Origin of the sequence: Pseudoalteromonas sp. OF7H-1 (genome assembly GCF_022347825.1) — a bacterium.
In the GTDB taxonomy this organism is placed as follows: Bacteria; Pseudomonadota; Gammaproteobacteria; order Enterobacterales; family Alteromonadaceae; genus Pseudoalteromonas; species Pseudoalteromonas maricaloris.
The window spans coordinates 88,047-104,380 of record NZ_JAKRFX010000014.1; the positions used below are offsets into that span (position 1 = coordinate 88,047).

6 protein-coding genes are annotated in these 16,334 nt (G+C 44.3%); all 6 read right to left on the reverse strand.

From position 1 onward, the window contains the following. Positions 1-11: 11 nt before the first annotated feature. The 6 genes from MHN30_RS16925 to MHN30_RS16950 are packed head-to-tail and all read right to left on the reverse strand — an operon-like array spanning position 12 to position 16,327. Positions 12-4,079 (reverse strand): poly-gamma-glutamate synthase PgsB, encoded by a 4,068-nt coding sequence (locus tag MHN30_RS16925; protein WP_239360474.1) that lies wholly within the window; start codon positions 4,077-4,079, stop codon positions 12-14. After that, positions 4,069-8,292 (reverse strand): hypothetical protein, encoded by a 4,224-nt coding sequence (locus MHN30_RS16930; protein ID WP_130164641.1) that lies wholly within the window; start codon positions 8,290-8,292, stop codon positions 4,069-4,071. Before MHN30_RS16930 ends, MHN30_RS16925 begins: the two co-directional genes overlap by 11 nt. Next, positions 8,271-9,023 carry a hypothetical protein gene (locus MHN30_RS16935; protein ID WP_239360475.1) on the reverse strand — a complete coding sequence of 251 codons (753 nt, stop codon included), beginning with the start codon at positions 9,021-9,023 and terminating at the stop codon, positions 8,271-8,273. Before MHN30_RS16935 ends, MHN30_RS16930 begins: the two co-directional genes overlap by 22 nt. Beyond that, the gene (locus MHN30_RS16940; protein WP_239360476.1) at positions 9,010-11,262 is read right to left on the reverse strand and encodes a hypothetical protein; all 2,253 of its coding nucleotides are present in this window, start codon (positions 11,260-11,262) and stop codon (positions 9,010-9,012) included. The genes MHN30_RS16935 and MHN30_RS16940 overlap by 14 nt, the downstream gene beginning before the upstream one ends. Continuing rightward, positions 11,249-14,353, reverse strand: coding sequence for a poly-gamma-glutamate biosynthesis protein PgsC/CapC (locus MHN30_RS16945; protein WP_239360477.1), 3,105 nt, complete (start codon positions 14,351-14,353; stop codon positions 11,249-11,251). Before MHN30_RS16945 ends, MHN30_RS16940 begins: the two co-directional genes overlap by 14 nt. Next, positions 14,354-16,327, reverse strand: coding sequence for a hypothetical protein (locus MHN30_RS16950; protein ID WP_239360478.1), 1,974 nt, complete (start codon positions 16,325-16,327; stop codon positions 14,354-14,356). Positions 16,328-16,334: the final 7 nt, after the last annotated feature.

A 16,334-nucleotide genomic window follows, 5' to 3' on the forward strand; every position in this document is an offset into this window, starting at 1 on the left:
CAAGCGCCGAGCTATTTTTTGCGGCGCTTACCACTTTGTAATTTCAACCATCCAGGTTTTTGCGAACGGTTTAATTCACTTAAAATAAGGGTTGCCTTTTCTATTGTGATCCTAAAGTCGGCGATATCTTTGTATACCTGAACTGCGATTTTCTTTCTTTTTACCGCCGCGCCGGCATCTAAAAATGACTCGACCAATTTATTCAAAAAGCGTGTTAGCGGCGAGCGAGCTCGGGTATTATCTTTACTTTCTAAGCGTTGCGTTTGTTGCTCTAGTTTGCGCTTTATTTGTGTTAATTCGGCTTGGCTAAATTCGCTTTGGGCATTGGGCAACATTTTGAACAAGTCGAGCTTGTCAGCTAAGTATTGGCATTCAATCGCGCTGAGCTCCTCTTGCTGTAAAATTCTACTTAAGCCATTTCTAAACTCAGTTTGTGTCACGCTGCGGCGGCTTAGACGCTCGCAATGCTGATTAAACAACTGCCACTTTTGCCACATGTACACATAGCCCAGTCCCGCACCTTTGATATTTTGCATGCCGACGATAATTTGGTGTTCATTTGGCAGTGCTTGTTTGGCAATGATTTGGTTTAAGGCGTCAGGCTTGATGTCGCTATCATGCACTAACGTACATTTTAGAGTGGCAAGTTGCTCTGCAAGCGCTGCTGTCTGCGAAAGCTTAGTGTTCAGATCTTCAACTTCCAAAATCGTATAGGCAATTGTCCACGCTTCAAAACGTTTTAGAATTAGCTGATGTGTTTCATCTTCACTGTTAAGGTGTGATTGTAGTGAGTCGAGGCTTGAAAACGCAGACTCAGGTAGCTTGTCTGCCGCAGTATTTAATGATGCAATAAGCGCATCTCGCGATAATGTGAGCCTAAAACGCGTGAGTAAATCGCACAGTGCGTTGTGGTCGTTATTGCTGAAAATACTGTGTAAGAGGTTTTCCAGTGCAACCATAAAGTACTTAAAGAAGCCATCGATATTGGTGCCGATCACCACAATGGCATCAAAATGCAGATCACTGGCCAGAATGTTCGCAAATACTTGCGAGCGCGCTACACGGTCGTTACGATTATTAATTAGTGCAACAATTTGCCCCTGCTTTCCCTGTTCGACGATGTTTAAGCGTTTCCAATTTTCTATCGTTGCTAGGCGTTCGTTGGCAGACATGCTGTTGATAAAGCTTTGACTGATTACACCGATCTTTGCGGTCGTAAATTGCTGAAGCACGCCAACATCTGGAATAACCCTAGAAGCCGTTTCTTTGAACACATAGTCTTTATTGATGCCAATATATTGCGCCATTTTGCAGACCAGAGCGATGTTATCCGGATGCTCAACATAGGGGTATTTTGCGAGAATGTCAGGCGTGATTTGATACCCATCACCCCAATGAATTTGAATGAGCGACGTGTTTTTTTGCTCTGCCGCCAAGTTGAGTACGGAGGCCATATTCTGCTCGGCGGTGAACACTTGGGTGTTGTAGCCCAAAAAGGCGGACATTTCTTTTGCCACATCCAAACCTGTTGGGCCCAAAATATCTTCATGATCCGGGTAGGCATTAGTAATGGTAGCAAAATTGTCTTTCATCCAGCGCACTAGAATTTTTACATATCTCGGAGTCAGGCCCATACATTCCCACAGGAAAACGTCCGCTTTTACCTGCTTCGCAAAATGTAGCACATCAGCTTGCTCCCAAATACTCGCTTTGTCGAAAGGCCGAAATAGTGGGATCTCATATTGTTCACCAGAAATTTTTGAATAGATAAGCATCGCTTCACAGCCCGTGGTCTTGCTCACGACTCTCAGCGCCAAGCTGCTAAATAAAGCCGACTTCAGCCTCTCGGTTCCTGATTTTCCTCGCGTTCCCCAGCCGCCAATGGACACCGGAATGTGTTTTCGATTTTGTTTTATTCTTTTACTGACATAAATATGCCGAGTCCAAAAGTAGCTAATAAATACCAGTACAAAGAAAACCAGCTGCGAAATACTATTTTGATAAATGGCATCGACGTATTCTTTAAAACTGCTCCAAATGGTGAGTAGCGCTGAGGTGGCACCAGAGCGAGTATAAAGTTGCTGAATATCTTTCGCGACAGGAAATGGCGTTTTTGCGATGTCGCCGTAGGCACTAAAGCGTAGCGAAAACCCCAGCGTGTTAAGTGCATCCAAATACTTACCTTGCTCAAGTTCGTTGCCTTTTCGTAAGCGGTCTAGCTCTGCAAACTGCCATGTTATGGTCCAGTACGCCTTAAGGCGTCGCCACAAAGTTGATGGCGGAGTAACGGCTAAAATACCATCCGGCGTATAGGTTTTGGCGTCTTCTTTACGGTGGTCATTAGTCAGTACACTTAGCAAAAAGTCGAGTAATGGTAGATGTGGTCGACTCGTTTGTTCGGCGATATTAAAGAGCAATTCCCCTGGCACTTTTGTTTCGCTAATTTCCGCGGTAGTGCAGCTAGGGACGTGGATCGACACACTGGGCTTTTTCGCTTTGGTGTGGGAATAGCTTTGACGTTTATCGGTACTTGGTTGTCTTATTTCGTGTATTACTCGCCATAATCTTCTTGCTTGACGATAGCCTTGTTGGATACGCCAGCCAGCTTTTGTTTTTGAGGCATTAAGACTTTGACCGCGCTGTGCAATATAAGAAAGTGAGCGGCCCAGTTCATCACGAGACCAAGTTGCCAGTGCGTCACTTTGTTCGTTGGCTTCAAGAGAAGCGTTGAGCTGTGCAATGATGGCTTGATGATAGAAGCTACCTAGCTGCTCTCTGGCTCTGGTGATATAACGGCAAACGGCGATGTTTGTTTCGTTCGATAAGCAGTTATTTAAGGTATCAATAAACCGTTTGAAGCAGAGATCGGCTTGATTTGATTCAAGTTGCATATTCAGCATAATACGCGCGCTTTGCTCAAGCGCTAAGCGCTTGAGCTGCATACTAAAGTCGCCAGTTAGTACGCGTTGCCACCGTAAAAATGCAAAATCGTGTTGGCAAAAGCGGTCGGCGGATAACTGTTTTATCAAGGTAAAAAGTACGGCATTCTCATTCTCTTGCTCAAACCGCTTGGCGATTAACTCTTGTGCAAACGATGTGGGATAAAACTCGACAAACTCTAGCGTAACCTGGCGCACCCTAGGTAAGGTGTGCTCGCTGAGTGCACAAAGCATATTGAGATCTTTTTCTGTAAGCTTTGGCTGGCTGACAATAATTTTAGGAAAGATACTCAAAATATAGAGTACTTCGGCATCAACTTGCTGACTATTTTCAATATCGTTCGCTTCTTCAAGCAAAGCCCACATGTAGGCACGAATAAAGGTGGGGCGTTGATGTATTAAGATCTCTAAAATATCGACGATTGCCTGATAGGGCATATTGTCAGACTCAAGCAATTCAATAAGTTTGGCGATAAGCTCTGCGTCTAATTCTGAGTCGACCTCATAGTTGTTTAAGGTTGCGACCATATTCACCAGTGCGCGGATCAAGCCATGACGAATATGTTGATTTTGACTATGGGCGAGTAAATTTAAGCAAAATGGCTGTAAATCCAAGCGTTGCCAGGCATTTTCTAGGGTATCGTGGTGAGCACGTAAATATCGATTCGTTAGCGCCCCAAGTTTGGCGATTAAAAATTTAACCTGTTGCTCAATAGCGGCAACTTGATGTTGATATCGAGCAACTACAGCACCTTCGTCAAACCATCGTGAAAAAGCTTTTTTATCTTGCTCTAACGCGGCTTTAGTGGTGCCAAGTTCTTGAGCATAAGCAATAATATGAAGCTCTTTTTCACTGGCAAATTCAGACTTAGCGATACGCTGCACAAATCCGGTGTGGGATACCTCAAGCAGCAAAATTTGCTCATGTAGAGTCTCAATTTTATGGCGCAAAAAGGCGATAGATTGAAGTACCAGCCAGTCGGTTTCATCCTCGTTTTCAGGGCGATTGTAAATGAGTTCCCATGCGCACAATTCGTCGATCAACGCACTGTATTTATGTTGATACAAGTTCAGCCAAAACTTTTCAGTTTCGGCAAAAAATAGGGCTTCTAATTGACTCTTTAAGGCTTCAACGCTCATGTAAATCTTGCTCTAATAAATGACTTAGCTGTAACGATTCAAAAATAATTTCATCGTGAGCATAGGGGGCAAAAGCGGTTTGCTGTAAGTTGCCTAAACGTACTTGTAGCCCAACCTGATGGGTATTGTTAAACCAGTCTTGAGTCCAAGTTACACCTAACCAACCCGCGGTGTTATGACTAAAGTCAAAGCCCGTTTGCCAACCCAATTGAGTTAAGTATTGCCATGTTGGATTAGGACGGTTCTGATCGGCAAATACATAGCTTGATGTTAATCCGGCATGAAAAATATGGCCTTGATAAAATTGATACCAATCAAATGAAAACAGTGCATTGTCGAGCGTTTGCCAATCTTGATTTGACGTCAATGTAACGCCGGAGCTGAAGTAACTATCAACCCAGGGCTGATAGCGCAGCCCAGCATGCGCTTGCCAGCCGTGCTTGTGATTATTACGGTAAAAGGTGTACATATCAGGACCAATTTGCTCGTCTGCAATAAATTCGTCCTTGCTGATACTGGTGTACGTGTAAAAAGGCTGCCACCACCAAATGCTTCTAAAACCGCTGTTATAACGGTGAATTTGGCCAAACTTTGCCGAAATACTAGAGCTTAAATGGGTTTCACTGATTGCCGTTGCATCCTGCCAGCGATTACGCATTCTTGCTTCTGCAAACCAGTTCGACTGTTTCGAGAGCCAATCATATTGACCATTGATGGAGAAAGTGTCTTGGTGATGATTATCCATCGTGTAGAAAGTATCGATGCGGTACCAGTTATTTTCATCCTTCATTCTCAGTGATAAACCTAAATCGAGTGTAGTACGGCTAGGGCTAGGCTCCGTTGTCTGTACAATGTCGTCGCTATCAATATTCAAAAAGCCTTCGATGCCAGTGCGACTCTCATCAGTTTCAATGCGAGCCTGCTGAAATACGGGTTCAGCACTTGTTGGTGTTAACTGTTGCTTGGTTTTTAAGAACATTGGCACTTCAGGTACTAGGTTAACGCGGTGCAATGTTGGACTTAACGTCCAGATAGACATGCGTGCTAACGTTTGCTGCTGTTGGCCGGTTAGTGATACTTGTCCTGCCGGGTGAAAATAGGTGGCTTCATGTCTAATACCATCGGCAAAGGTTTCAATTTTAATCAGACTATCTCGAGTTAATTTCGCCGTGATTGGGGTTGTTTCATCAGAGCGATAAAAAATTTGCCTCGTATCCAATGGGATATCATGCCATTGACCTTGGTCGAAGTATTGCGGACGTATGCTCACACTTTGTCCTGATAGAGGGTTGAGCCAACGCAATTGCAATAGTCCCTGTTGCGTCTCAACTTGTTTAATGCCGTAATAGAGTGGTTGCATTGGCTGCAGCGAAATCACATCACCTTGATTTGGCCCCACCAGCTCTACATTAGCAGGCGGTGCCACGATTTGCCTGGCAGAAGAGTAGGCAAACTTTACCCTTACTTGCACTTGTTGATACTCAGAAAAATCAATAGTCAGTATCTCATTTGTTCTGAGCGGCAGGCCCGACGGCTGATTTTCAGTGAGGTGTGCGGTGATCTGGTCACCAACGCTTTGCGCCGCAAGCGTATCAACTTTTACCTTTTGTGTGCCAACATAGCTAGTGTATTGTTCCGCAGCAAGCCATTGACCATAGCGCATCAAGCGGGCATATAAATCGGTTAAAACGGCATCATCCGATAAGCTTGGGTGCAGACGTTGAAGGACCCTGTTGTAGCTTTCGTTAGACAATGTTTGCTGGCTCAATTGATACAAGGCATTTATCGCAATTTCTTTAGCGCTTAGCTCATTTGCTATGCGCCCATCAGCGCTGCTAACCAAGTGTGCAGACTTATCTACAAAAGCCTTAGTATCAGCGGTGTCTGGTTGCACCCGGATCTCTACAAACAACTCATTATTACTGAAAAGGGTGAGACTTTCATTTGCCGCTAATTGAATATATTGCTGCGATGCAATAGATAATCGAGTGGTTTGTGGCTGCAATTGTAAGTTTGCTGCAATATCACTAAAGATGGGTAAAATCCGGGTTTTGGCGTTGTGTTCATACAGCAGCCATTGAGTATTTTTGTATTCTTGTCCTTGGTACGCAGCACGTGCACTTAGCTTGACCGTCAAAGGCGTTTTAGCAACTAGTTTGATGGGTTTACCTGAACCTAGCGGGTACAGCTCAGTTTGATCATCCATTGACTCTACGACTTGTAAACCGTAGTGATTAAGGCTGTATTGAGGCTGGGTCAGTTCGTTTGTTTGAATTGCCGCGACTTGTTCGGCTTGTTTTGGTGTTAATGCCATTTGCTGGCTTGTCCACAGCGCTTCTTGTTGAAGGCCGGAGTCAAGTAGGTGCGTCAACAGGATATCATCGCATTGATATTGTGTGATATCGCTTTCGTGGGCAGCGCATAATAGGCTAGCTTGGATATATTCATTCAGCGCTAAATATCTCGTGAGTAGTTCATTGGCGGCGTACTCTCTTAAAGATTGAGCGGTGCTTTTAAGCAGCGATTTTAGTAACACCTCGGCGTTTCCACTGCGTTCTAGCTGAGTCAAAATAGCAATATTAAGTTGCCAAGCCATTAACGTAACTTGCTCACTATGCCCACTCAAATACGGCTTCAGTTTCGCAAGCGCCATGAGTGGTTTGGTCTTTGCTACCATTTGCAGTTCCGCAAGTACTTTAGTGGCAGTAAACTGGTCGTGGTTGTCTGTCTTAACACTTAGTTCCGGCGCACTCAGCCCGCTAAGAGATAAATAGTAAGTGTCCGCTCGATTTTGTTTGCTTCTTGCCAGCAGACCTTGAACGAGTGACCCTTGGCCTATCGCTTCTTGCGTCATGGTCAAGAAGTCGGGAAATGGTTGTAAGCGGTTTACTGCTACAGCGATATCAAGCGCTTGCTTAGCTCCTTCAATCATCACAACTTTGGATGCTGGATTTATGTGTAGGGTAAGTCTTTGAAAATGACTGCTAGGCGCAACAAGCAGCGTATGTTGGCCATGCCCGCTGGAGATGGTTAAGTGCTCTTGCGTTCTTGCTCGAACATACAAGGTAATTGCATTATCAACTCTCAGTATATTCTCAAGATGATACTTCAGTGGTTGAGACGAGGTAATGTAATTGACTCGCTGAGGGCTTGAAGTGAGCAGCACTTGCCCAGCTGCGCTGCGGCTGCCCAGTGTTACTCCGCTTAGCGCAACATGATGAGTGAGAGGTTGAGGGGAGCTTGGCGTTAAAAAATACACCGTAGAGGCAATATCGTTAAGCATTTGCTTACGTTTGACTGCCAACGCCGTGTCAGAAGCGCTAAAAGTAAGTGGGGAAGTATCACCATTCATGTAAAGGGCGCTGAGCTGCTCGTTCAGCTGTTTATTCCAATACGGATTAAATAACGACTCTTGCTGCTTTATTCCTGCATTGTCATCGTAAATACCACGGTGCATTTGTAGTAAGTTAAGGTAGGTAGGCACCGATGTTGTGATAGTGAGATAACTACCTTGCGGGACGGCAATATAATCTTGGTTAGACAAGCCGATTTTAGGCTCAAGGTACTCATCCGCTTGGATATCTGATATTGCAATGGTGCTGATAACTTCACCGTTGACTTTAATTGTGACAGTACCGTTTTGCGCAATCGCGTGTAGATCTTTTCGAACCTCTAGTTTGAGCTTTTTGGCGTGTTCAAAGAATACGCTTGTCACTTGTGTAGGTTGTAGATAAAACCAGCGCTCTGTATCTTGCGCTAATTGCAGTGTTTGGTCGTCAAGCCCTGGCAGTCTGAGCGCTCTTCGATACGGATCTCTGTGGCTGTGCATGCTGCCTTGCCAAAGCGTGAGAGATTGAGCGTTATCACCGGTGTAAGCAACCTGAATTAAGCGGTTTTGTGCAGTTGCACTCAGTTGGCATCTGGATTGAATACATAACCAATCGGACGTTGGAATGGCACGTCGTAGCTTTGGAGTTTCCCCTGCAAAAAATTCGAATGTATCGAGGGCACTTGGTGTTGTGACTAACCATGCGTGACTTGGCAAAAACAGCCACGCTTTTTGCCGAGGTGCAAAGTGCTTGTTAGCATTGGCTTGGATAAATTGCATACGTGACAGATCAACCCATTGGGCAGCCGTTTGTATCCCTACCTCATTGGCTCGGGATATCGTTGCAAACAGCAGTAGTGTCATTATAAAAGTGATTGCACGCATTTAGTAAACTGCTCTAGTTGTTGATTGTTATTAATTAATTGCTTTCTTGTTTGATAGCTTAGCTCAATATGGATAAAGCTATATTCAGGAAGCGCAAGCTGATGCATGATATTTTGCGTCCCGCCAAGTTCTTGCACTTCTTGAGGGTAAATCAGCGCCCGATAACCTTGCTTAACAAGACAAGACTTCAACTTCCATAGTGTGTCGTCATTTGTTTTGCCTTGGCTCAAAATTATTTCGCTTAGTTTACCGCCGTCGGTTTTTCGCTTCTTTTGACTAAACCCATGTATTTGGAACACTTTTGCTGTTGGGTGTAAAGATGTAAAAGCTACGATAGCTGACGCGTGAATATTGTGAGGTTGCTTGGCGTAATCATAGGTTTTACCGGTGTCGTTGTTATCGTATCTGTGTTTTGTATTGCTCAGTAACACTTGGCAACTGTGCTGGAAAATGTGCGCACCAATGGTCAGCGTATGTTTATCATGAAAGCGATGTGGAACAGACACCACGCAAGGCCGATGCTTTGGCGCATACGTGACTTCGCCGTGCGCTTCACTTTGAGGCTTTGGCGTCAATGTAAACTGCTCTGCTTGGTGCGTAAATTGCCAGCCATCGAGCGCTACGGGTTGTTTAAACCAGTGCGTCATTTTGCTGCTGTCTGGAATTGCAGCGTTAACATTCAATGACAAGCACAATGCAATGTAAAGTGCGTAGCGACTAAGGCGTTTCATCTTGCCACCAGTTTAATGTTGCATCAGGTTGTTCATGTTCCTCTAATACACTTATCCAAACATCATGTGAAAAGCTGAGCGTCATGGTTTTAGGCGATGTTAAGTCTTGAAATAGCGGCAAAGTAATACTTGGATACTCGTACAGCTCTGCGTGATTAGGGTTAAAAAACATCCTCGTTTGTGCAGGGTTTAGGTGTAAGACAAAGTGTTTAGCTAAAATCGTGTATTCATCGCTTGGGGTGATTACCTTAGTGCTATCCAGAGCGGTTGCTACCGTGATTTCAGCTTGAGGTTCGGCACTAAACACTTTGACGACCAAAGCGTTAGGTTGCAAGTTATTCTCACTAACAGCAACGGTAAGTGGCGTTGTTTTTGCCACTTTGTACAGGCGGATCTTCCGCACGGTTCTTGGAAGCCCTTGATTGATGAAAAGTGCTTGGGTGTTCGCTAACTCCTCTATTTGTAAGCTGTTTAACGGAACTTCAAATAATGTAGGTTTGCGCTTTTGCTTCACAATCACACTGCTTGGGTAGCTTGTTGCTTTACCGAGCTTAAAGAGTGCAGATTTAGTTACCTGACGATATTCAAACTCCATTTGCGGTACTGAGTTATCAAAGTAAGCTTGCTCAATGGGCACCAACGCGATATCCGATACAGTTAAAAGCTGATCTAAGTCTTTGGAGCGGTATTGAGGCAGCAACTCAGGTACTTCAGGTGGCGTTTCAAATAAGCGCACCGATGCTATCTGCTTTTGAGTGTGAAAGAGGTAATGGTTGTCGGCCTTTTGGCTAAACCATGCGTCAATCCCCTGATAAATTGGGCTTTCAGGGTCGCACACTGGGTCACAGCGATGATTCAGATAATTAAATGTTGGGCTGCGGGCTTGCAGCTTCACCATCGCGTCTTCGGCTTCAATTTTGATTTGATTAACGTTATCTGGTATTGCCAAATAACGCTTCTCTGCGGTTGGTAAGGTTTGTCGCTCCGTGGTTTCAGTTATCAGTCTATCAAACAAAGCTTGCTCCGCCGTTGCGGTAAAAACATAGTCCTTGATCCGCTCATTGTTGCTATAGAGGCTCACAGAGAGAGTGCTGCCAATGGGCGCGCGCCATTCTAAAGCGATATCGCTTTTAGGAGAGACTTGATAGTAAACCGGCGTTTGCGCGTTGAGCATATAATAATAACTATGCAACGGGACTATAGGGTCGACGCCATTGCTAAATACCCGAATGCTGGTGGGGGCGCTTGCGCTTATGGTAACAAGGCCTGCTGGTAGGTTGCTTAGTCTAGCTTGGGTAGTGGATAGCATCTCAGGCGTTAGTGGCTTTGGCGCGTCGAGTTGGCGTAAATCGTGCCAAACAAAAGTAAGATTTGCATTCTCGGAATGGCTTAATAAATATTCCGTGTGTTCATAGACGCGAAAACTTGCGCTTAGCTGCTCAGAAATAAACAAACTGTCTAAGTCTAGCTGGGTCGAAAAATCATGATTAAGCACATTGTAGGGCAGTGACTCGTATAACAAGTCAGCACGAAAGTCGATGTTAGGCACGCCCTGTGGCGCTAGCTTTTGCCAATCTAACATGACCGAATTGTATTTTTCTTCGTTGGTTAAGGCGTTTTCACCTATGGTGTGGTAATTCGTCATGCGTTCACGCCACTCGGTTGGCCTTTTCAGCCATGCTTTGGCGGGGTCGGTAATACTGTTACTGGTTTGAGCATGGACACGTACCACCACGCCTTTAAGCTGAGCATTTTCTGGTATTAGCTTTAACGTGATGGTTGCAGCCTGTTGTAACTCTTCACGATTTAAATAAAAGGATTGTCCAGACGCCACGGCCAACGCTTCACGGTTTTCAATGATCTGTTTTACCTGTTGCTGAAAGTCGTTCGAGGCGGCTTTAGCTGCATGGTGATAAGTACCGCGATAAATAATCGCTCCTTTTGCATCAAGTAACTGATATTCAATAGCATAGTTGACCGGCTGATCATCCAACGGCTGCGATTCGAATATTCCATTAGACAACACCCGAACAGACATGGTCCGAGACGCAGAAAAGGAAAACTTCAGTGCACTGTCGGTTTTTAGCCAATGAACATTGGAGCGGATATTAAACAGGGTAGAGGTATTTGAAGGCTCCGCCGATTTTACCCACACAAATAAAGTGACGGCGAACCAAACAAAAAGTAGCAGCAGAGCCGTAAAAATAGCAAATCGTAATATCTGCTTAATCCAGTACATAACGCCCCTCATGAACCGCTTTTGCATAAGTGGCTAAATCAATAACGCGATTTCTTCTTGGTAAGTATAGCGCGAGCAGTGCGTTATTTCGGGTAAACATTAATCCCAGCTCACCATTTCTATGCGTGCTAAAGACGCTTATTTTACACTGGCTTTCAAATTGACAAAGTGCTTGGAGCACAGGTAAATGTTGGGTGGTGGCGTAGCGCCCTGTGGCTACTTTAAGTGCGTCAATAAATTGCGCACTGGCCTCATGCCAATCATTTGGAGAGAGGGCAAGCAAATCGATTACTTTGAGCCTAGGTGTGTGTGCAACGGCTAAAAGGCGTTGCAATAAAGCATCGTTGGTAATGGCAAAGTGCGATTTAAAATCCGATGCCAACCACAATGCCGCTAACTCACTTTTTGGTGCGAACAGCTGATATCCCGACTGTGGTGTGGTACCGAGTTCTAAGCCTCTTGTTGCTTGTTGTCCTGAAACGGTTTGAGTATTAACACCAAGATCAGCTAGCACCCTTTGTAGTGTAGCAATGGTGTCATTATGAATAGGGTTAGGCGTTGTAAATTGGTACGCAAGCGCTGAAGGTCTGATGCTTGCAGGCGCGCTATGACTGCGGATCTGTAAATTAAGTAAGGGGTTGTCATAAAAGTAGCGCTGTGCACTTTGATACACCACATTAAATAATGACCGCACGTTGTCGGCTGCCATTACATTTGCATCTATGCTGGTATACGGATGAGCACCAGCGATTGCCAGTAACTTTGCATGGGTGGCCGTAAACAACTGCCCAGAGAACTCCAGCGTGTTACTTTCAAAGAGTGGTCTAGGCACCGCAATGGTGAGGGATGGTTTAGCCAGCAAGGCAATAAAGTACACCCCTTGACCCAAATCATAGGCAGATTTGGTATCTAAAGGAGAAAGCGCAACGAATTGCCCTTGATTATTTTCAACTAAAGTTAATTGGTACTGTAATAGGTTTGCTACGCGATTTATCTGACTCAGCCTTACCTCAAGCGTTTCTGGCGTTGTTACTATCTCAAGGTTTTGGGTGATAGCAAATAACGGCCTTAACACTTCATATTCCCACAATGCAGCACTGGTATCGCTCAGTGCACTAAATGCACCGCTGCCTTTGGCGCTAATGTGACTTGAAAATGCTTCAATAAGTGCCTGTATGCTCTCATCGCTTGTGCTTATTTTATCTATGTCTTTGTCGATGCGTTGCAGGCCATATGCGCTTAGCAACGACGAATAGCTATCCGAGCTTAAATACGCCTCAATCATCTGTCCATGGAATTGGCTGTAAGGTAAAGGCGCATTTGCCGCGAGACCAAAGTGTGCATCGTTGATGTTAAACAAGGTAGCAAGTTCAGATTGTTGCACTGAGCTTGGCACACTGTTAAATATCCACATCTGTGCGTCTTCTTTTAAACTGTGTTGGTGCATCAATTGGCTTACTTGCCGATTAATTTCTCTGAGTTGGACGACCTCTGGAATATCCATCGCCATAAAAAAGTCACTATAGAACTCGCTTTGTTTACCGTTCTTATCGCCACTTTGGTTAGGTCGCGCATTGCCAAACGCCATTGCCTGGCTTTGCCAGTAGGAAAACAATATCCCACCAGCCTCACTGGCAAGCCGCTCTGCAGTGGGGTAGGGGACGCTGATGATATGGGCTTTTTGAGCAGCTAAATTAATGATAAACAGACCGCGCTTGTGATCTTGTTGATTGTCTTTTATTACTAAAAATTGTGTTGTACGTTGCAAAGAAAAGTCGGCTTGACGCAGTAAGGTGGCGGCCTCGACATAGTGTGACTCACTATCCTGCTTAAGCAACCTAATTGCTTGTTTAAAGTGGCTACGTTGCTGCTCGGTCACATATTGGCTGACATTAACGTTAGCCGCATTTTGAGTATACAGCTGGCTCTTGTAATTACTGATCACTTGGCCGAGCGTTAAATCGCTGGCTGTTTCATTTATCGCTAATGTATTACTTTGTACGAATAGGCTTGGAATAACCATAATTGCAAAACCAATACAGATGGCGATAAAGCCACCAACAATTGAGGTTTGAAAAGTTGCACGGATCACAAGGCCTAGCGCATTTTTTTGGTAAATTTTAAGGGCGAGTAAGGTCGATAGCATGTAGCCAAAAGCAAAGGTATCGGTCACTTTTAAGGTTGGGAAGTAACCGACGATGACGTAGTTTAAAATCAGTTTGTAGACAAAGCCAATATTAAAAAACAGTAGCATGAGTCGCGCGCCTTCGATATTGGCGTGTTTTAAACGAGTAAAGTTTAAGACTACATATCCAAAGACTAAAATAATCGCTGTTTCTACGAATGATGTGAGCAGCTTAGTGGGTTGCATCAGTTGCAGAGCTAGCAGCGCTGGCAGCATAATGCCATTAAATTCCCAGCCGTACTTTAAATTAGCCCTTGATGCGATAAAAGCAGTGATCACCAAGATAATATAAGCTTTAGGGGCTGCAATAATGGAGGCCGCAACAGCTTCGTACATGACGGCAAGATTGGCAATGCTAAAGTTGGTAAACGTCATCAATCCAAAACGAATGATGATATAGGTAACAACCAACTGAATAGCGGTGACTTTTATGCCATATTTAAAGCCACCATTCCACATTACATTGGCGGTCAAGGCGATGATAATCAGCCCGAGGCTATACAGCTGTGCGGCGTAATCAAAGGTGATATCCCATTGTGTTAAGTACGCGGCGACCAGCGGCCAAAACAGCACATCCATGGTAACTCGAACTATAATGCTTAACAAAACGATGGCAAAAAATCGGTCACGGCCAAACATTTCTGCATAGCCCAGTCGCTCAACAAGTGTTTTGGCAAAAAACCGCATTAAGCCATAAACGACAATGGCCTCAACAATGATCACCCAAGCCGATGTTGGGCTCACGATAAATAAAGGGACTAGGTAACCTGGTACCACTAAACCAGTTAACGGGAAGCCAAACCTTAGATTGAAAAATGCGACAACCGCGATGCCTATCCAAACACACGTGATAACGGACTGCCCAAGTCCGCCCGCACTTGGGAATAGCATCAGCGTCCAGTCCATCTATTCCTCATCCCACTCTTCAGGCAAAAGTTGCTCGTTAACCGCAAGCTGCTCTGACAAGTGTATTAAAAAGGCTTCTTTATCATCTAGCTGAGATAACTGCTCGCCAAGGTCAATAAATTCAAATAACACCCCGCTGGTTTCAAATGGGGTACTAGCGTTAAGGCTGGTTGATTGTTTGAGTAAGGCGCGAATGCTTAATAAATAAGTTCGATTGTCTAAATATACGGGTAATACGATTTTGCCACGTTTTAAGGTTAAATAGCGCAGCTTTCCTTTAGCTTGTTCACTATCCATCTCGGTACAGCGACAAAGTAAGTCTAAGGCGGACATGTCGAAAATAGACAGCTTATGCTCTCTTGCAAAGCGTTCAAGAGATTCATTTACCTGCACAATTTGGCCAAATAAGTTATATAAAATACTGGCACTGTGAAGCTGGTTGAAGACATGCTCCAGTGAGGTGAGCTTTTGATCCATCTCATTAATTGCATTTTTGATTTTATGACTTAGTGGCTCTTTCAGAGAAAAGGTCAGCGCCCGAGTCAGTGTGCTTTTGAGGTTTTTTTGCTCAGCAGAAAACACTTTATAGTGGAATAATAATTCACCAATTTGATGTGCAAAGAGATTTACATTTTTAATAAACGCTTGCTCATCAAAACTGTCTTGAGGAGTGACGGTTAGCGCCCAAAAACCCCGAACATCTCCTGCGTACATCAAGGGTGCAATATACTGCTGCTCATCTTCCGCTAGATGTTGGAAGAAAGGGCGGGTAATGTTGATAGCACCAAACGCTTTGATTGCATCGGAATAAGGTACTCGCTCGTAATCTCGTCGCATCTCTAAGATATCACTGAGCTGACAGTGTACTGCGCGTATTTCAGTTACTCTGTGGTCACCCTCTAAGCGAGTGAGAAAGATACTTCTTCTCAGATTAAGCTGCTGATTAACTAGTTGGATGATTGCATCCCAAGGTTCATTATGCTCGAGAAAGTGCCGTGGTAGATATCGACCCATCATACGTTGTTGGATCAGGGCTATCAGAGATTTTAAGTTTTCTTCTTCTGACCATTTCAAAGAGATAAACACCCAAAGTAGCGTCAGCCATATCAAAGATAGCAGCTCACCAAGCGGCAATAACACGGAGTACCAATGATGCGCAGCAAGGCCACTTATGATTAGTAATATGCTGGTGGATATCGCAATGATGACATTGGTCTTGGTCGCATTTCTTTGGTACCACACTAAGAAAAATATTGATGCTAGTACCATGAGTGCGACTATCGTCACTTTATTTAAAGGCTGAATAAAGCTGTCGGATGCAAAGCTATTGGCGATAAATGCCTGTAGGTAAACTGGCGGAAGTTCTTGCGCGCCAAAATAAGCATTACTATTTAAGCGTGAAAACTTTGAATGCTGAGCAACTAAGATGACCTTTTCGCTGAGTTGTGCTGTGAATAGGTCACCGTCAAGTACTCTCTGCGCACTGAATTTTGGTAGTGAATAATAAGGCAGCGAGTAGTCTATGATTTTGTTGAGGTATTCACCATGCTGCGGGAATATTTTATCCCACAGTATGTCACACTTGTTTGCTGGTGGTGCGAGGCTGATTGCACTGCCATACCAATTTTCTGTTTCCAACAGACAAACCGATTGTGTATTGAATGGATAGTAAATCGAGCGGTCGTTTTGCTGTGGTGAAAGTTCGGTATTTGCAAAAAACACAACGGCTTTTGGTTGATAGTCAGAGAGTATTTTTGCCAACTGCTGATGTTGTTGCTGTAAGTTTTCTGCTTCAATCACAACTACTTGCGTTGCTTGTGTGGTGTTGAGCTTAGAAAACCATTGTAATCCAATTAGGTTTACCTGCTTATATAAGCCTGATGCTGAAGCGATCAACAAAATAGCGAATAAGCTCATAAATAGCCAAAACTCACGTTGGCGTTTTATAAAGTTTAATTGACTAAAAACCGACATGCCTTTT